The organism is Candidatus Enterococcus moelleringii (assembly GCF_017377575.1).
Lineage (GTDB): Bacteria > Bacillota > Bacilli > Lactobacillales > Enterococcaceae > Enterococcus_A > Enterococcus_A moelleringii.
Genome location: NZ_JAFREM010000030.1, coordinates 35,850 through 52,997, shown reverse-complemented (window position 1 = coordinate 52,997; position 17,148 = coordinate 35,850). Strand labels below are relative to the sequence as shown.

The following is a 17,148-nucleotide window of genomic DNA, read 5'->3' as shown; positions in this document are numbered from 1 at the left end:
CCAGTGGACTAAGCCGTAAATAATTGATGGTAAAGGTAGCCGACAACATTATTGCCTGCATCGAAAAAGGTAAAGCTGTCTTTGCCGTGATGGAATTTTATTTGTCGGTCCTGATTGCCTCCGACAGCTAAATCGTGGATTTCGTTTAAAGAGAGCTCTTTTTCCGCCACCTTGTATAACCCTTGATGCCGTTTGACTGACAATTTTTGATTTTTTACTTCTAAAGCGGCGTAATAATAATCGGTTCCTGTTTTGTCCTGGACTTCTACATACGCATTCATCGCTTTCTCCTCCTTTGTTTATAACCAAAGTATAGCGGATGAAACGCGTACCACAGCAAGCAGAATGTTTCAGTTACTCTGCTAAATCATCAGCCATCAGCAACAATGCCGCTGCTGCCGCTCCTTCATCGTCGTCCCCTTCATAAGAACCGATTTGATCCTTGCCAAACAAGCCCGTGCCTTTGTAAATTTTGCCGTCTTTACAAGTTCCGACTGCTTCTTTACCAAATAGACCAGTTCCCTTGTAAATCTTTTGATCCTTAAACTGACCGATATGATCTTTACCAATCAGGCCGCTGCCAGTGTAAATTTTGCCATCTTTATAAGAGCCGATTAAATTTTTACCTAAAATTCCGGTACCTTTATAGACCTTGCCATCCTCGAATACGCCAATTGCATCTTTGCCGAATAAACCAGTGCCTTGATAAATTTTTGCCATTTACTTTTCCTCCTAGTGGGTTCGTTGATTTTAGTATAGCATGTTCCCTAGGTTTCAAGAAAAGTTAGGTTGGTTACGTAAGACAAAAAACGAACTATCTAGAAATTCTCCAGTTGTTACCTGGATTTTCTCTAAATAGTTCGGATTAATTTTACATAATTTCAATATCTAAGTCGATGTCTTCATCAGCTGATACACTGGCTGCGGCACCATCTGCCACCTCCACTGGTTTTTTCAAAACTATGACGATACCAGCTGTAATCGCCACACCAACCAAAGTTCCAACAATATACATTAATGGGTTCTGAGATACCGGAGCAACAATCCAGCCGCCCCATGGTGCTGGATTACCAGCGCCTAAGCCCATTGCTACTGCTGCACCAATGGCACTGCCGATCATGTTCGCTGGGATACAGCGTAAGGGATCAGCAGCCGCGAAAGGAATCGCACCTTCTGAAATGCCTACCATACCCATAACGATCGCAGCTTTTCCAGAGTTGCGTTCCTCCATGGTGAATTTCTTCGGAGCCACCAAAGTCGCAACGCCCATTGCCAATGGCGGAATACAAATTGCTGCACCAATCCCTGCCATGATCGACAAAGCAGTATCACTAGGCATCCCGGTTACGGAATCAATCGTTCCAACCATCGCCGAACCAAAACCAAAGGCCACCTTGTTAATCGGACCACCCATATCAGAAGCAATCATTGCGCCAAGAACTAAGCCTAATAGAACGAGGTTAGTGGTTCCCATCGATTCCAGCCAAGCGGTTAAGGCAGTCATTAAAGCTGCAATCGGCTGACCAATTACCCAATACATCAAACAACCAACGATGGTTGTTCCAATTAGCGGGATAATGAAAATCGGCCCTAACGAACGCAAGCTAGACGGCAACTTGATTTGTTTCAAATAATAAACGACAATACCTGCCAATAAACCGGATAAAATCCCGCCTAAGAAACCAGCTCCGATATTACTAGCAATTAAACCGCCGATAATACCTGGTGCTAACCCAGGTCGATCCACCATAGAGAAAGCGATGTAACCAGAAAGAATCGGAACCATCATCCCAAGACCAGTCACACCAATATTGGCAATGTCTCCCAGCATTCCTTCGCTAGGTACCGACGCACTTCCCGAGAATAAAACACTCAAAGCTAGTAAAATCCCGCCGGCTACGACAAAAGGAATCATGTAAGAGACGCCTGTCATCAAATTCTTTCTAGTATCCTTTAATAAGTTGACCATTCTTTTTCCTCCTACCCTAATTTTTGCTGCAATTTCTTAACGATCGCTTCTCCCTTGTTGATGCAATCGCCGGCACTTACCCGCACAACCGGTTTGCCTTTGAAGCGCTCTTCATTTTTAATCCCGATGTTATTGGTTAAAATGACCGCATCCGCTGCTGCGATTTGATCACTAGTCAGTTCATTTTCAATGCCGATGGAGCCTTGGGTTTCAACGTGAATATCGATCCCGTTTTTCTTCGCCGCTACCTCTAAGCTTTCCGCAGCTAAATAAGTGTGAGCGACTCCTGATGGACATGCAGTTACAGCAACTAATTTCATATTCTATTCTCTCCCTTTATTCGTTTTAGTTTAAGACAGTCGCCAGACTATCATTGATGACTTGGACAATTTCTTCTTCACTCGCTGATGTTCGCAACATTTCCCGAAAGTCTTCATGAACCAATTTGCGAGACAATCCAGCAATAATTTTTAAGTGTTCATCGCCGGCACACTCTTCTGGCACCGCCAGTAAAAAGGCCATTTCTACTTCTTTGCCATCCAGGCTGTTCCAGTCTACCGGTTGACTCAAGCGGCCAAAAGCCACCGTGCATTCCTTGACATGGGGGCTTTTCCCATGAGGAATGGCAATGCCAAAGCCAATCGCTGTTGAGGTCAATTCCTCCCGATCCAATACACTTTGTAAATAACCCTCGTAATTGCTGATGCGCCCGGTTGTATCAATTCGCTGGGCTAACGTTTCTATAACTTGCTGACTGTTCTCGCCTGCTGTTGCTAAATCAACGAGTTCCTTTGTAATCACTTTTGTCATTCTCCTACCTCCTACTGATTTCTTGATAAATTTCATGGGCATTCTTCTTAAAGAAAAAGTGCTTGATGTTAACCTCTGAACGAACAATTTTATGCATATCGGTAATAATTCCTCTAACTAAGCTGCGGTCGCATTTGGCTACACACATCAGCAAGACATAGCTGACCTTCCGCTGATCCCACACAATCGGTTTTTCTAACGTTAGTATAAATACTTTTGTTTTCAGCACATTTTGCGGTGCTGCATGGGGAATCGCTACACCGGTTTCCAGTGCGGTTTCTCCTAGTTGTTCTCGTTCAAAGACCTCTTGTCGAAAGGCTTTGTCGACTATCTTGCCTTTTTCCAGCCGATCAATCATATAGTTTAGACAGTCGGTTTTGTTTTCAAACTGTTTTTCAGTCTCAATATAGTCTTCATCAATGACCTCTTTCAGTGAATGAAATTCCATTGTCAGGCTGGTTGTATCTTCCTCTTGATAGAAAAAGTCAGAATACAGCGACGTAATGTTTTTGATATCCTCCTGAGTAACCAGTGTAGACACTTTAATTATCGGCTTGTTTATTTCCGGTAAATGGATTGAGGAAATAATCAGATCCACATTGTCTAGATTCTTTTTGTACAATTTATCAATCGTGGTGACTTCCGCGATATCCTGTGCTGGTAAAATTCGTTTGATCTTGTGATAAATCAGCTCTGATGTCCCAACACCGGTAGGACAAACAATCAGGATTTTTTTACCGTTTTGGCTTTTTTCTAAGGAGACTTGAAAGTACATTGCCAAGAAAGCGACTTCCTCGTCATTAAACTGAACCTTTAACTCGTGTTCTATATTAGACAAGGCGTACCAAGTAGAGCTGAAAATAATCGAATACTGATTCTTGATCTCTTCCACTAAAGGATTAGTAATCTCAATGCCCAGCTTCAGTCGATAAATCATTGGAATAAAGTGATTGATAAAACGTTGCTTTAACTCTTCATCCCTCATAAAATCGACTTGCATAATTTCACTCATATTCTTTAAAACCTTGTCAATGATAGGAGCGAAATCGGTTAAAGCTTGCTGTTGATCGGAATGAATTTTCACACCATATCCTACCAGCTGGCGATTCACATAGGCGACATCATCTTCTTGGTATGGAATATTCAGTTGTTTAGTAACCGTGGACAAAAATTCACTAGCCAAAAAGTAAGTGTCGATCATTTTAATTTGATCAAATAGGAATTCGTCCTCTTCAACGTGCTGCTGCCTCTTTAATCGCTCCAAGAAAATAATTAGACGAATGGTTAGCGATTTTTCGTATTGCTCCGATACAAAAACGGTTGGATTTTGTTTTAGCAGCTGGACCTGCTGGAAAACGGCCGAAACAATTGCTGGATCAAAAATCGTTTGTAAAGCTTGAAATCCATTTTCCAGAAAGAGCTGTTCGTTTGTGATCCCCTTAAAAATCAGCAAGTTTTCACTTAAGCGGAACAAGCTGCGTTGGCGCTCTTCTTCGCTTCCCTCAATCCAAGTTCCTTTTTTGGAGGCAACTACTTGTACCGCATAGGTTTCATTAATTTTCTCCAAATCACTGGCAATCGAGCTGGCACTCACGTGAAATTGATCCGACAATTTCTGCTGGGTGACTGTTTGTTCGTCAACCAACAGCATTTTAGCAATCAGTAATTGCCGATCGAAAGGAGTAGATTCACTGTTGTCTTCACAAGGCTGATCCAATGCTTCCAACAGCTGCATCTTTGCTGATGCCTCCCCTACCAGCTTGACGCCGATGCGCGGCTTCTTATCAATCAGCAGCTGAGCATCCAAACAGTTGGCTTGGATCTTTTCTAAATCTGAGTAAATCGTGCGATTGGTTTTTCCTAAAAGCTTGGCGTAGTGCACCACGGGCAAGTACTCATCGTTTTGCACCAGCAAGCTGATTAACTTTTTCTGTCGAGTATTCATTCCCTCCATTATGTTTCCTCCAATTGTAAGCGCTTATCAACTTGATTAAAATATAGCACAGGTTATTTTTGTTGTATAACACAACTTGATTACACATTAATGTTGAAATTTTTTCACATGCAATTAATCAAAACAAAAACGAGACGTCTTTTCAACCCCTCGTTTAGGATACTTCCTATTTTATTATCCAGTAATCCTCGGTACATTATACTTATGGCAGACATCAACGATTGCTTTGATAGCTTCAGTTACTGCTTCTCCCTTTCTGCTGCGGCATTCAAAGAAGACGACTTAATCCGGTGTAACAGGCCAATTCCTCAGTGCTCATTTCTCTTCCTTCTTTGTCTGGTTCATAGCATTCGCTTTGTGTACATTTTCGTAAATAATTATAGAATGGATTTTCCTAGAACGCAAAAAAGCATAAGATAATCTCATGCTTTTTCTGCTGATATTAAACTTCATCCATCGGATTTTCGATTTCTTCTTCAGCCTTTTCCATGTAGACCTCACGAGGCTTACTGCCGACCGATGGACCGATAACGCCTTTTTCCTCCAGCTCATCCACAATTCGAGCGGCACGGTTGTAGCCGATACGGAAACGACGCTGCAGCAAAGAGATGCTGGCGGTTTGCATTTCCACCACTAAGGCTTTGGCATCTTCGTACAACTCATCTTGTGGGACATCTGATGGTGAAGAGGTGGTATCTTCTTCGCTTGGCATCATTTTTTCTTCGTAATGAGCTTCCTGCTGATCGGAAACAAACTGCACAATTTCTTCGACTTCGTGGTCAGAAATAAAGGCTCCCTGAACCCGGATCGGTTTGTTTTCACCCATTGGCAGGAATAGCATATCTCCACGGCCTAATAATTTCTCCGCACCATTGCTGTCAATAATCGTACGAGAATCGGTTCCGCTGGAAACAGCGAAAGCAATTCGTGATGGCACGTTGGCTTTAATGATCCCGGTAATGACATCGACACTTGGTCGTTGAGTTGCCAAAATCATATGAATACCAGCTGCCCGCGCCATTTGTGCTAGCCGCGTGATGGCATCTTCGACTTCGTTGCTGGCTACCATCATCAGGTCAGCCAACTCATCCACGATCACCACAATAAATGGTAAGATCGGACGGTTTTGTCCATCCTCTAAATTCTTCTGGATCACTAGTTCGTTGAAGCCAGTGATATTTCGGACACCAGTAGCGGCAAACTTCTCATAACGTTCTTCCATTTCCTGCACTACTTTGTGCAAGGCTTGAGACGCTTTACGAGGATTTGTTACCACCGGCGTTAAGAGATGGGGAATGCCGTTATAGACATTCAGCTCCACCATTTTCGGATCAATCATCATCATTTTGACTTCATTCGGCTTAGCCCGCATTAAAATACTAGTAATGATTCCATTAATAGCCACCGACTTCCCGCTACCGGTAGACCCGGCGATCAGCAAGTGAGGCATCTTCGCTAAATCAGCTGTCCGCACCATCCCTGAGATGTCGCGACCAAGTGGTACTTCCAACAGCTTATCGGGATGACTTGGCTGGGACTCGATAATGTCTCGGAAAGAAACGGTACTGATGGTGCTGTTTGGTACTTCAATTCCGATTAAGGATTTCCCGGGAATCGGTGCTTCCATCCGCACATCTTTCGCGGCTAGTGCTAACGCGATATCATCGGTTAAGTTGACGATTTTGCTGACCTTAACGCCCACAGCTGGTTGGATTTCGAACTTAGTTACTGATGGCCCTAAGCTGGCCTTAACTACCTTGGCTTCTACGCCAAAGCTGTCGAAGGTTTTTTCCAAGATTTTGATGTTGTTTTCGATCTTTTTGTACTCATCGCTTTGATCAGCCGCTGGGATTGAGTCCAGCAAAGTTGAAGGCGGTAATTGATAATCGTGATCTTCTGGTTCAGCACTGATTTCAAATTCCAAGTCGCCATTATCCGGCTCTTCTTCTTCGACAGCCGCCTGTTTTGCTGCTGGCTTCGGTTCTGCATTCGCTTGATAAGCCTCAATCGGCACCAACGTCATCTGCTCGGGTTCTTTTTCAATCGGTTCTTGATTTTCCTTCGCCAATTTCTCCCCTGGCGTTAGCGGACGAACCTGGTTGCGTTCTTTTTCAGCTTGTCGCTCTTTCGCTGCCGCTTCTTTTTCAGCCTTCTGCTGAGCTTTAGTTTCTTGGCGTTCTTTGCGTTTGGCATCCCGCTCCGCTTTTTTCTCATCGGATTCGGTGAACCACTGCTGAATATTATCCAGCAATTGGTTGATCGCATCGGTTACTTGCGCAAAATCCATCATGCTGAACAAGTACAAACCTAAAACCAGCAGCAAGCCGGCAATAATATAGCTGCCCACTTGAGAAACTAGAAAATGAGTTAAGCTGTATATTCCGCCGCCCAGCATACCGCCGCCGACATTTTGCGTAATCTGATTGCCTAAAAAGTCGGTCATTAGTAATTCCCAAGTAGTTTTCAAGACATTGGGATTCTGGCTTTGAACATTGGCAAATAAACGGGCGTGCATAATAACTAAGCAGCCAATATAAAACACACCAATCCCCGCCCAGCGTCTGCCTTTCGTAATTTTCAATTTCGTATTTTTAACGACCAGAAGCAGGCCGTAAATTCCTAGCATCAAGGCTAAAAACTGATACGTATTTCCGCCTGCCATGCGAAGGACATTGGCGATCAAATTACCCAAAAAACCTAGGCTGAAGAAGGCGAACACTGCAAACAGGATAAAAATAAGACCGATAATAATAACTAATCGCTGTTCCTGCAGCTGTTTTTGTTTTTTTGTCGTCTTTTTCTTTTTCTTCGTACGCTTTTTCTGCGCCATTTTATCCCTCTTTTCACTTGTTCCATTATACAAAAAAAAAGAGGCGAACAAAAGTTTTGTTTGCCTCTTTTTGCTACTTCTTCAACTTTTCAATTCAAATGGACCAAATGACGGCCTTTACTTGAGAATTCGATTAGAGAAAATGTTGCTACTCTTCGGGAATCTCCCAAGCCGTACCGAACCATTTTTCCGAGATTTCGGCGTAGCGGCCATCTTCTTCTAGTTTTTCAAAGCCTTGATTCAATTTTTCCACCAATGCTTCGTCGCCTTTACGGGCGCCTACTGCGAAGCTGTCCCCTTGGAAGCCGGGGTTAAATAGGTTGAAGTCATCCAACTTATCATTTTGCTTCAAGTAGTACTCGGCGTAAATAACCGAAACTAAAATACCATCGAGACGACCATTTTCAAGATCCATGAAGGCTTCATTGAAGCTGGCATATTGCACCGCATCTTCATCTTGAACTAGATCTTTCAGATATTCTGGATTTTTCAAGAAAGATTCGTAACTAGAAGAACTTTCCTGCGTCCCCAGAATTTTGCCCTTCATTTGTTCGCGATCAGTAATATTGCTGTCTTTGCGAGTTAAAACGATGTGTTCATTTTTAGCATACGGCTTAGTAAAGAGTACCTTTTCTTCACGAGCTTTTGTTACAGAATAGCCGTTCCAAATCAAATCGATAGTGCCATTATCCAGCTCATTTTCTTTCATCGACCAGTCAATCGCTTGGAAAGTCGGCTCGATGCCGTAGTCCTCACAAATCGCTTTAGCCAAATCAACGTCAAAACCGACTGTTTCCCCATCGTCATCCTTGAAGCCTAACGGCACAAAAGTATCATCCAAACCGATAATAATTTCTTTTGATTCTTCGATTTTTTGCCAGCTGTCGTCACCGCTGGCTTCTTTTTCACCACAAGCCGAAAGTCCAAAAACCATTGCCAAACCAACTATTCCTGCAACCCATTTCTTCATAAATTACACCCCTATTTTTTGATTTTTGTATAAAAAAATAGGCGAACTGATCCGCTCGCCTATATTCTGTTAATCTTCAGGAAGACTCCATTCTTCACCAAACCATTTTTGTGAAATTTCCCCGTATTTGCCGTCTTCTTGTAATTTATCGAAGGCGTCATTAATTTTCCCAACCAGTTCGGTATCGTCTTTACGTGCACCAACAGCGAAGTTTTCGTTGTTAAATCCAGCATTAAAGACCGTAAAGTCATCAGTTTTACCTGCTTGCTTCAAGTAGTAATCAGCGTAAACCCGGTCGATCAGCAAGCCATCAATCCGGCCGCTTTCCAAGTCAATAAATGCTTCATTGAAGCTGGCATACAAAGTTGCATCTTGGTCTGTTACTAAGTCTTTTAATTTTTCAGGCTCATTGTTGAAGGCCTCGTAACCAGAAGAACCTTCTTGTGCGCCTAAAATTTTGTCTTTCAAATCTTCATCTTTGGTAATGCCGCTGTCTTTTTCAGCTACAATTACTTGTTCATTTTTCGCGTAAGGTTTTGTGAAGGCTACTTTTTCTTCACGAGCCTTAGTCATGGTATAGCCGTTCCAGATTAGGTCGATCGTACCGTTTTCTAATTCATTTTCTTTCATGGACCAGTCAATCGGCTGGAAGGTTGGTTCGATGTCGTATTGCTCAAAAACAGCTTTAGCTAAGTCAATGTCAAAACCAACAATTTCGCCGTCTTCATCTTTAAAGCCCATTGGTACAAAGGTATCATCCAAGCCGATGGTGATTTTCTTTGATTCTTCTACTTGTTGCCATGTGTTTTCATTTGATGCTTCATCATCGTTGCTGCCATTGCCGCAGGCTCCCAAAACTGCCACGCTTACTAAAGCAACTGTTCCTAATACAAACTTTTTCAATTTCATACTAACTTCCTCCTAGTTCATTTTAATGTATATTTTGGTGTCTCTTGTTAACCAATTGGTTCGACTTTCAACAGCTTGTCGGCGATATTTTCGGCGAAAACTAAGTCATGGGTTACGACGATTTGTGTGACGCCATCTGCTTTTAGTTCTAAGATCAAGCTTTCCACTTGCTGACGCAAGGCTGGATCTAAGGCACTGGTTGGTTCATCATAGGCCAATACTTTTGGTCCCATTGCCATGGCGCGGGCGATGGCTAAACGCTGTTTTTGACCGCCGGATAGTTGGAAAGGATAGCTGTATAACAGTTCTTCGATACCTAACAGGCTGGCTAAGTTTTGCGCTTTTTTCGTGTACACTTCTTTTTCTTCTTTTAACACTAAGCGAGGACCAATGGTAATATTGTCCATCACGTTTAGATGAGGAAATAGCTGGAAGTCCTGGAAGACCACGCCAACGACTTGCTCCTGGTGTTTATCAGAGGCAGGATCAAAGGGTTCTCCGTCTTGTAAAAATGTGCCGCTGTCGGCTTTTTCTAGTCCAGCTAGTGTCCGAAGCAAGGTGGTTTTCCCACCGCCGGATGGTCCAACGATTGCCAAGATTTGACCATCGGGGATCACTAAATCTAGATTGTTAATAACTTTTTTAGTGCCAAAAGATTTATTGATATTTTTTAATTCAATCATGAGGCTGCTCCTTCTTTACGAAAATTTCTAACGATAGTAGTTCAGACGATTTTCCAAATACTTCATAAGTACGGTCGCGATCCCGGTCATCACTAGGTAGATGAGGGCGACTCCTAATAACGGCAGCAACGTGGTGTCCCGCTCCATGGCGATCTTCCCTACCCGCATAACATCAGACAGGCCTAGGATGTACACCAATGAAGTATCCTTAATCAAGTTAATCACTTCATTTCCGACAGATGGTAATACAATTTTTACTACCTGAGGGATAATGATTCGGGTAATCGTTTGAAACGGTGTTAAGCCTAACACCCGAGAAGCTTCGTATTGTCCTAATGGAATCGACTGAATTCCGCCCCGGAAGATTTCCGCGTAATACGCCGCGTAGTTTAGAACGAAAGCGAAAAGTGCTGCTTCGAAACGGTCAAATACGATACCCGCCAATGGCAAGCCGTAAAAGACGAAGATCAGCTGCAGCAATAACGGTGTGCCTCGCATGATCCACACGTAAAGCTGTAAAATCCATTTAATCGGTGTGAAACGACTGGATAAACCAAAGGAAAGTAAAATCCCCAGCGGCAGTGAGCCAATAATCGTATATAAAAATAATTTCACCGTAGTACTGGCGCCGGTTAGTAATTGCGGCATAACATCAACTAAATAATTCATTCTGCATGTTCCTCCCTAAAATAAAAAAAGTCCCCTGGCTATGCTTGCCAGAGGACGTCATTGGACGTGGTTCCACCTCTTGTTTGCCTTTTCTTTACAGAAAAAGCCTCGTTGGGTCATTGCCAGTGTCGGGGAAATAAAAAAGCCCTTTAGTCATAATGACTAAAGGACGTAAATTACGCGGTTCCACCTTTTTTCGCTGCCGTCTCACAACATGCAGCCTCCACTGGTCTATCTGACCACAGCTGTAACGGGCCTTCCCGGACTAACCTACTCTTTTCAGCTAGTCGACTCAAAGATGTGGTTCACAACTAATTGCTGTCTCTTTTCACCTGCCAGAGACTCTCTAAAAGCAACTTACCTGCTACTCTTCTTTTCATTGTCGATTGATTAAGTTGTTATTACTTTACACCGCGCCAAAGCGTTTGTCAACTAGAAAATTTCATCGTTTTCTAATTTTATCTCGGAGACTCAGTAACAAATTGAAATTTCGACCAGGGACGTAAAAATTCCAGCATAATCAATTCTTCTTGTGGGATTCTGCCAACTAAATTTTTCCGCTCATCGGCATGAGGTTCCAGAATAATTTGCAGCTCGTTTTTGTACTTACCAAATTTGTCGTTGCCGATAACTACGTCGCCGACTTGGAATTCTTCCTGGTTATCATGAGGCGGATTTTCCACATCGCTGTAATTCACACGAACCTGAGTAGACCGAACCATTGATGACGTGATATCGCCGCGACGGAAATGCTTATCATAGGCTAATATTTTACTTTCTACCTCATTGATTTCTGGAACGACTTCCACGCTTAAGCTTACTTTATAACGATCAACAGCAGCGACTTTTTCCAGCTCTTCATCCGAAGCGTAAGCATTTCCGATAATCACGGTGTCAATTAAACCAGTCGCGAACATGTGACGGACTTGCAAATCAATTGGCAAATAGCGATGCATTTCCAAAGTTGGCAGGCCATCATTCACATCCCAAGGGCCATATTGAGCAGCTGCGCTGGTAACAAAAGCCGCTGTTTTGATTCCTTGGCGCTTGAAACGCTGGCTGCAGGAAATGAAAAAGTCATAGGGCAGCGCTGAACCACTTTGCGGATAGAAATTATGACAACCGTACAAGAATGGTGTGTTGGCTTCATAGGATAAAATGTTTTCCAGGTAAGCCACGTTGTTGCTCATGTTCAATTCAATCGCCAAACCTTGGGGGTTAAAAGTCAACATCGCTTCTTTATTGCCGTCGAAGCCTTCGTCTAAACGAATACCGTCTGCACCCAATTCCGCAAAGAAGCTTAAATCGTCATAAGAAATCTCCAGCTCATCAAAAATCGATGGCGCAATATCTAAAATCGTTTCAAAGCCCAGTTCTTTGGCATAGCCAATAATGCCTTGGAATTTTTCACGAACCTTGTCTTTGCCGTCTGTTACCTCCAACATACTCATGAAGATGCGGGTGTAGCCTAGATCTGCAGCTTTTTTCAAATAGCGGCGATCCTCCTGGGGATCACTGTGATCCGGATAAATCGATACTCCTAGTTCTCGTTTCATAATTGCCTCCTTGAGATTTTAGCTTAAACCGTTTTGTTCCGTCACTTCTTTAAACCAGTGACCAGATTTTTTAACGGTTTTGATTTGCGTATGGATATTGTTGGAAATAAAGCCGTAGCGATTTTTGTAAGCATTTAGCCATGACCAGCAATCGATTGGCGTCCACATGTGGTAACCAAAGCATTTTGAGCCTTCTTCGATTCCTTTATGCAGCCATTCTAAATGCTCCTGCACGAAATCAATGCGGTAATCATCTTCGATCATGCCTTCAGTATTTTTGAAACGATCCTCATTGGAAACGCCCATGCCGTTTTCGGACACATACCAAGGAATATTTTTGTAGTTTTCTTTGATGTTCACAGCAATATCATACAACGCTTTTGGATAAATTTCCCAGCCGCGGTCCAAGTTCACACGACGCCCTGGCATATCATAAGCATCGTAGTAACGATCCGGCATCCATGAGCCCACCGAATTCGGTGCGACATCCGGCGCTTTCACACGATTTGGATGGTAGAAGTTCACACCTAAGAAATCAATCGTGTTTTCCTTCAGGACGGCTTTTTCCTCATCGTTCGTTTCCCAAAGAACCTTGTCACGAATCAACAGCTCTTCTAATTCTGCTGGAAAATGACCATAGATTGCTGGCTCTAAGAACATTTTATTGTTCCATAGTTCTGCAATGCGGGCAGCTTCTTGATCTTCTTCACTATCAGAAGCAGCATAGGTAGGTGTCAAGTTCAGAATCGTACCGATTTGAGCATCCTCAATCGCCATCTCGCGGAAAGCTTTGATCGCTTTAGCAGAAGCTAGGTTTAAGTTATAGGCTACTTGCACTGCTTTCTTGCCGTCCACAATATTAGGATAATGGAATTGGAACAGGTACTCCCCTTCTACAACTACCATCGGTTCATTGTGAGTCGTCCAATACTTAACTCGATCACCAAATAGTTCGAAGCAGCGTTTAGCAAAGCCAACAAACAGCTCCACAACTTTTTTCGATTCCCAGCCGCCGTATTTATCAAACAGCTCCACTGGTAAATCAAAGTGATGCAGATTCATGACTGGTGTCATGCCTTCTGCCAGCATCGTGTCGATGACGCCATTGTAAAAACGCACGGCATCGTCATTGACCGTATTTGCTTCAAGATCGTCAATCAAACGGCTCCACTGAATGCTGGTACGCATGCTGTTCATGCCGATAGAGCGCATCATTTGGATGTCTTCTTTATAGCTGTTGTAGAAATTAGAGGCTGTGTCGGGTCCGACTTGATTGTAAAAGACCTCAGGTTCGATTTCGTAATGGTAATCAAATACATTAGCGTGTTTTTTGTTAAAGCGTCCTTCACTTTGCGGGCCTGATGTAGCAGCACCCCACCAAAAGTTTGCTGGAAATTGTTTCATGGTTTGTTTTCTCCTGACTGATTAGAAAGATTAATTGATGATTATTTGTTCGTTACACAAAGCAAGGACTCAAGAATCCATTGATCCTTGAATCCTTGCTTGATCTTATTTTTCTGCTGCTTCGCGTTTTAATTCTTGTTTAGTAGCTAACATTACAAATGGTACGTACATTGCGATGGAAATAACTAAGTTCACTGCTGATAGTATGGCACCAGAAATACTTTGAGTAGCTAAGAATCCGCCAAGAATTGGTGGTGTTACCCATGGTGGCATAAATGTTGCTGGTGGTACAAACCCCCATTTAGTAGCAAAGTACGCTGTCGTTACACAGACCATTGGTGCCAAAATAAATGGGAAGAACATGATTGGGTTCAATACCAATGGCAGACCAAACATTAATGGCTCGTTGATGTTGAACACACCTGGAGCGGCTGCCAAGTTATTTACCACCATAAAGGCTTTGTGTTTACGACCAACTAAGTAAATCGCAATGATTAGACCGATAGTTACCCCGGTACCACCCATATTTACAAATGAATCGATAAATGGTTTGTTTACAATATAAGGAGCTGCTTTACCTGCATTAATAGCAGCCATATTAGCTTCGATTGCTGGTGCATTGATGGCTTGCATGAACGGATCGATCATGTTGGCACCGTGTAATCCAAAGAACCATAGGAATGGAGTAATGAAAGCAATTAATAGTGCTGAACCATAAGAGTTTGCCAAGCCCATAAATGGTTCTTGAACCATTGCATAGAAAGCTGCAAACATATCTTCCACACCAAAACCGCCAATAATTGCGGCAATTAAACCGAATAATGAAATGGTAATCATCGCTGGGAATAACGCTGCAAATGATTTAGCAACTGCTGGCGGAACACCGTCAGGCATTTTAATCACTAATTTTGGATTGCCGATCAGACGACGGAACAATTCAGTCACAACGATGGCTACGATCAAGGCTACGAATAAACCAGTTGAGTTCATTCCGCTGGTAGCTGCACCTAATGTAAAGAAGCAGGCTACAGAAACCACCCCGGTTGATACGCCATCTTTACCATAGCTGTTAGCTAAGTTGTAAGCCACTAAGAAAGCGACAAACACTGATAGAATACCGAAAGTACCGTTCCAAATACCGCCACCAAAGCCTTTCCAAGCTTCGCCGCCGAAGATTCCGTCCATAAAGGTGCCGAACGCTGGAATCGTTAGTGACAGGTTGTTGATCATTACTGCTAAAGCCCCTAAAATCATTAAAGGCATTGTTACCATAAATGAGTCACGGATTGCCACTAAGTGCCGCTGTGCCCCAATTTTAGACGCAATCGGGATAAAGCGCCGTTCCATAAAATTAATAAATCCATCCATTTCAAAATTCCTCCTAGTTCGTTAATAAAGTAATCATTTTTCCAAGGAAAAATGAGTTTGATCCTCACCACGAATACCATCCAACTATACTTCTCTATTTCTTTAGTAGAGCATGATTTGAGCTTTGGCTTCTTGCTTGATTTACTGCCAAAAGTTGGACTGGCATCCTAATTTCCTAATTAAAAATAATCGTAAAATGATTGCTTGCCTTTTGGAAAGGCAGCCATGATTTTTTGATTGTTTACTTCAAATTTGTCTAACAAACAACCTTCTTCTAAAGATAGATTGCCTAAAATCAGCTCGGTCCAAGCATGAATGTTGCCTCGAATGTCGGGTTCTAAACCTTCCACTCGCTGACACTCGCCAGCTTTCAGCTGCCAGATTCCCTGATTCCAAGGACATTGTTGATCCTCAGTGACCTCCACGATTAATTCGTCAGCATCAATTGGTAAATGACTAAATAATTGCGGTAAATTGATGATTCGACTCATCATGTAAGGAGCCACTGAGATCTCCAGTGCCTCTTGCTCAGCAAAACAAACTTCCAAGCATTCGTGCACTGGTGCAGCGTACGCAAACCAGCTAAAGGACGAAACGTGCGCCTTCATGTAGGTCACTAATTTTCGTAAAGCAAAGCCATTCAGATAAACCAGTTCATCCACTAGGAAGGTATCTCCTTGCAAACGATAGATCAGATAGCCTTGGACCTGCTGATTTTGGTCATAACATACTGCGTAAAAGCGATGTGGATAATACTCCTGCAGGCGTTCCCACCACCAGGCTTCTCTTGCCACTGTTCCAACTTGGTCGTTGGTTAAAGCCTCTTGATAAAGAGCTCTAATTATTTTTTGTGTTTCATCCCAGGTACCTCGTTTGATTTCACCAGCTTTTTCACTAGTCACGTGAGCAAAGGCCGCGGCCGGTATGCGGTATTTTTTTTGCTGGCTGGTGTTCTCGTAACCAAATTGACGGTAAAAGCGTTGGGAAAAAGGTGCCAACTGGGAAATCACGACGCCGCTTTCGTACAAGTCCGCCAAAATTTCCTGCATGATCTCTGAAACGCCGCCGCTTCCGCGAAACTCAGGATAGCTGGCTACATAGCCAATTCCCGCCATCGGCACCGTTGCTGCGAACACTTTCGCTTGAAAATGGTTTACCATCACTAAACTGCTCAGTTGTTCATGATGGAAAGTGCCAAAGCAATCGGCATGCTGGTAGCGGGACAGAAACAACGAATCATCAATAATTGGCTGCTGCTTATTAAAAGCATATTCAATCAAATTCGTTACCGCTTGCAAAGTTGCCTGATTTTGCGGCAGCTTCATGGGATCATCTCCTACTCGTCAGCAAGACGTTGGTAAATGTCAACGACTTCTTTTGCTAGATCATTGAAGGTAATGCTGGTCATCAAGTGATCCTGGCTGTGTACCGCTAATAAGGTAACGGTCATTTGATCGCCTTGGGCTTCCTTCGTTAATAAACCAGTTTGGGCATGATGTGCTTCAACTAATGCTTCGTCCGCTTCAGCAAGTTTAGTTTTTGCTAATTCAAAGTCGTTTTTCTTAGCGGCTTGAATCGCTTCCATTGCATTGCTTTTGGCGTTGCCGGAATTCATAATTAAACCCATGATTGCTTCCAATTGCTCTTGTGTCATTTTATCGCTCATCTTGCTAACTCCTTATTGATCCATTAAAGTAATCGCTGTATCTAAGACGCTTTCGCCATTCATCATGCCGTAGTCTTTCATGTCGATAACTTCCAATGGAATATTTTTTCCTGCTAATTTTTCATCAAATTGCGCTTTCATAAAACGAACTTGTGGTCCTAATAATAAAACGTCAACTGGGTTTTCTGCATCATTTAATTTTGCATCAGCTTCTGAGGCAGATACGGCAAAAATATCCGCTTCCATTCCTCTTGCTTCGGCTGCTTTTTCCATTTTTGTTACCAATAGGCTTGTGCTCATTCCAGCTGAACAAACTAACATAATTCTTTTCATAGTGATACGCTCCTTAAAGTTTTTTTA

General features: G+C 42.9%; 17 protein-coding genes and 1 other annotated feature. All 17 genes read right to left on the bottom strand.

Going from position 1 to position 17,148, the window contains the following annotated elements; all coding sequences use genetic code 11:
• Positions 1-8 precede the first annotated feature (8 nt).
• The 17 genes from JZO70_RS18500 to JZO70_RS18420 all read right to left on the bottom strand — a co-directional run bounded on the left by JZO70_RS18500 (position 9) and on the right by JZO70_RS18420 (position 17,127).
• Entirely contained in the window at positions 9-281 is a 273-nt protein-coding gene (locus tag JZO70_RS18500; RefSeq protein WP_207675165.1) for a hypothetical protein, read from the bottom strand.
• 73 nt (positions 282-354) lie between these two features.
• Complete coding sequence (locus tag JZO70_RS18495; RefSeq protein ID WP_207675164.1) at positions 355-720, bottom strand: hypothetical protein; 366 nt, start codon at positions 718-720, stop codon at positions 355-357.
• Positions 721-871: 151 nt separating this feature from the next.
• On the bottom strand, positions 872-1,969 hold the full coding sequence (locus tag JZO70_RS18490) for a PTS fructose transporter subunit IIC (RefSeq protein WP_207675163.1): 1,098 nt from the start codon (positions 1,967-1,969) through the stop codon (positions 872-874).
• 11 nt (positions 1,970-1,980) lie between these two features.
• Positions 1,981-2,289: a PTS fructose-like transporter subunit IIB gene (locus JZO70_RS18485; RefSeq protein WP_207675162.1), complete on the bottom strand. Its 309-nt coding sequence runs from the start codon at positions 2,287-2,289 to the stop codon at positions 1,981-1,983.
• 25 nt (positions 2,290-2,314) lie between these two features.
• On the bottom strand, positions 2,315-2,779 hold the full coding sequence (locus JZO70_RS18480) for a PTS sugar transporter subunit IIA (protein WP_207675161.1): 465 nt from the start codon (positions 2,777-2,779) through the stop codon (positions 2,315-2,317).
• 4 nt (positions 2,780-2,783) lie between these two features.
• The gene (locus tag JZO70_RS18475; protein ID WP_207675160.1) at positions 2,784-4,733 is read right to left on the bottom strand and encodes a BglG family transcription antiterminator; all 1,950 of its coding nucleotides are present in this window, start codon (positions 4,731-4,733) and stop codon (positions 2,784-2,786) included.
• Between the two features lie 442 nt (positions 4,734-5,175).
• Positions 5,176-7,563: a DNA translocase FtsK gene (locus JZO70_RS18470; RefSeq protein ID WP_207675159.1), complete on the bottom strand. Its 2,388-nt coding sequence runs from the start codon at positions 7,561-7,563 to the stop codon at positions 5,176-5,178.
• 148 nt (positions 7,564-7,711) lie between these two features.
• Positions 7,712-8,533, bottom strand: coding sequence for an amino acid ABC transporter substrate-binding protein (locus JZO70_RS18465; RefSeq protein ID WP_207675158.1), 822 nt, complete (start codon positions 8,531-8,533; stop codon positions 7,712-7,714).
• A 69-nt stretch (positions 8,534-8,602) separates the two neighbouring features.
• On the bottom strand, positions 8,603-9,442 hold the full coding sequence (locus JZO70_RS18460; protein ID WP_207675157.1) for an amino acid ABC transporter substrate-binding protein: 840 nt from the start codon (positions 9,440-9,442) through the stop codon (positions 8,603-8,605).
• Positions 9,443-9,489: 47 nt separating this feature from the next.
• Positions 9,490-10,125, bottom strand: coding sequence for an amino acid ABC transporter ATP-binding protein (locus JZO70_RS18455; RefSeq protein ID WP_207675156.1), 636 nt, complete (start codon positions 10,123-10,125; stop codon positions 9,490-9,492).
• 27 nt (positions 10,126-10,152) lie between these two features.
• On the bottom strand, positions 10,153-10,794 hold the full coding sequence (locus JZO70_RS18450) for an amino acid ABC transporter permease (protein WP_207675155.1): 642 nt from the start codon (positions 10,792-10,794) through the stop codon (positions 10,153-10,155).
• Positions 10,795-10,956: 162 nt separating this feature from the next.
• Positions 10,957-11,183, bottom strand: a binding site (T-box leader).
• A 69-nt stretch (positions 11,184-11,252) separates the two neighbouring features.
• A complete protein-coding gene (locus JZO70_RS18445) occupies positions 11,253-12,350 on the bottom strand; it encodes a DUF871 domain-containing protein (RefSeq protein ID WP_207675154.1) in 1,098 nt (365 codons plus the stop codon).
• Between the two features lie 18 nt (positions 12,351-12,368).
• The gene (locus JZO70_RS18440) at positions 12,369-13,754 is read right to left on the bottom strand and encodes a glycoside hydrolase family 1 protein (protein ID WP_207675153.1); all 1,386 of its coding nucleotides are present in this window, start codon (positions 13,752-13,754) and stop codon (positions 12,369-12,371) included.
• A gap of 105 nt (positions 13,755-13,859) precedes the next feature.
• A complete protein-coding gene (locus tag JZO70_RS18435; RefSeq protein ID WP_207675152.1) occupies positions 13,860-15,122 on the bottom strand; it encodes a PTS sugar transporter subunit IIC in 1,263 nt (420 codons plus the stop codon).
• 179 nt (positions 15,123-15,301) lie between these two features.
• On the bottom strand, positions 15,302-16,447 hold the full coding sequence (locus JZO70_RS18430) for a GNAT family N-acetyltransferase (RefSeq protein WP_207675151.1): 1,146 nt from the start codon (positions 16,445-16,447) through the stop codon (positions 15,302-15,304).
• A gap of 11 nt (positions 16,448-16,458) precedes the next feature.
• Entirely contained in the window at positions 16,459-16,776 is a 318-nt protein-coding gene (locus JZO70_RS18425; RefSeq protein WP_207675207.1) for a PTS lactose/cellobiose transporter subunit IIA, read from the bottom strand.
• A gap of 24 nt (positions 16,777-16,800) precedes the next feature.
• Entirely contained in the window at positions 16,801-17,127 is a 327-nt protein-coding gene (locus tag JZO70_RS18420) for a PTS sugar transporter subunit IIB (protein ID WP_347565202.1), read from the bottom strand.
• Positions 17,128-17,148 lie beyond the last annotated feature (21 nt).

What these genes read in the sequence shown, in the direction of transcription:
- JZO70_RS18500 (WP_207675165.1), bottom strand. Translation starts at nt 281, where the DNA reads ATGAATGCGTATGTAGAAGTCCAGGACAAAACAGGAACCGATTATTAT.
- JZO70_RS18495 (WP_207675164.1), bottom strand. Translation starts at nt 720, where the DNA reads ATGGCAAAAATTTATCAAGGCACTGGTTTATTCGGCAAAGATGCAATT.
- JZO70_RS18490 (WP_207675163.1), bottom strand. Translation starts at nt 1,969, where the DNA reads ATGGTCAACTTATTAAAGGATACTAGAAAGAATTTGATGACAGGCGTC.
- JZO70_RS18485 (WP_207675162.1), bottom strand. Translation starts at nt 2,289, where the DNA reads ATGAAATTAGTTGCTGTAACTGCATGTCCATCAGGAGTCGCTCACACT.
- JZO70_RS18480 (WP_207675161.1), bottom strand. Translation starts at nt 2,779, where the DNA reads ATGACAAAAGTGATTACAAAGGAACTCGTTGATTTAGCAACAGCAGGC.
- JZO70_RS18475 (WP_207675160.1), bottom strand. Translation starts at nt 4,733, where the DNA reads ATGGAGGGAATGAATACTCGACAGAAAAAGTTAATCAGCTTGCTGGTG.
- JZO70_RS18470 (WP_207675159.1), bottom strand. Translation starts at nt 7,563, where the DNA reads ATGGCGCAGAAAAAGCGTACGAAGAAAAAGAAAAAGACGACAAAAAAA.
- JZO70_RS18465 (WP_207675158.1), bottom strand. Translation starts at nt 8,533, where the DNA reads ATGAAGAAATGGGTTGCAGGAATAGTTGGTTTGGCAATGGTTTTTGGA.
- JZO70_RS18460 (WP_207675157.1), bottom strand. Translation starts at nt 9,442, where the DNA reads ATGAAATTGAAAAAGTTTGTATTAGGAACAGTTGCTTTAGTAAGCGTG.
- JZO70_RS18455 (WP_207675156.1), bottom strand. Translation starts at nt 10,125, where the DNA reads ATGATTGAATTAAAAAATATCAATAAATCTTTTGGCACTAAAAAAGTT.
- JZO70_RS18450 (WP_207675155.1), bottom strand. Translation starts at nt 10,794, where the DNA reads ATGAATTATTTAGTTGATGTTATGCCGCAATTACTAACCGGCGCCAGT.
- JZO70_RS18445 (WP_207675154.1), bottom strand. Translation starts at nt 12,350, where the DNA reads ATGAAACGAGAACTAGGAGTATCGATTTATCCGGATCACAGTGATCCC.
- JZO70_RS18440 (WP_207675153.1), bottom strand. Translation starts at nt 13,754, where the DNA reads ATGAAACAATTTCCAGCAAACTTTTGGTGGGGTGCTGCTACATCAGGC.
- JZO70_RS18435 (WP_207675152.1), bottom strand. Translation starts at nt 15,122, where the DNA reads ATGGATGGATTTATTAATTTTATGGAACGGCGCTTTATCCCGATTGCG.
- JZO70_RS18430 (WP_207675151.1), bottom strand. Translation starts at nt 16,447, where the DNA reads ATGAAGCTGCCGCAAAATCAGGCAACTTTGCAAGCGGTAACGAATTTG.
- JZO70_RS18425 (WP_207675207.1), bottom strand. Translation starts at nt 16,776, where the DNA reads ATGACACAAGAGCAATTGGAAGCAATCATGGGTTTAATTATGAATTCC.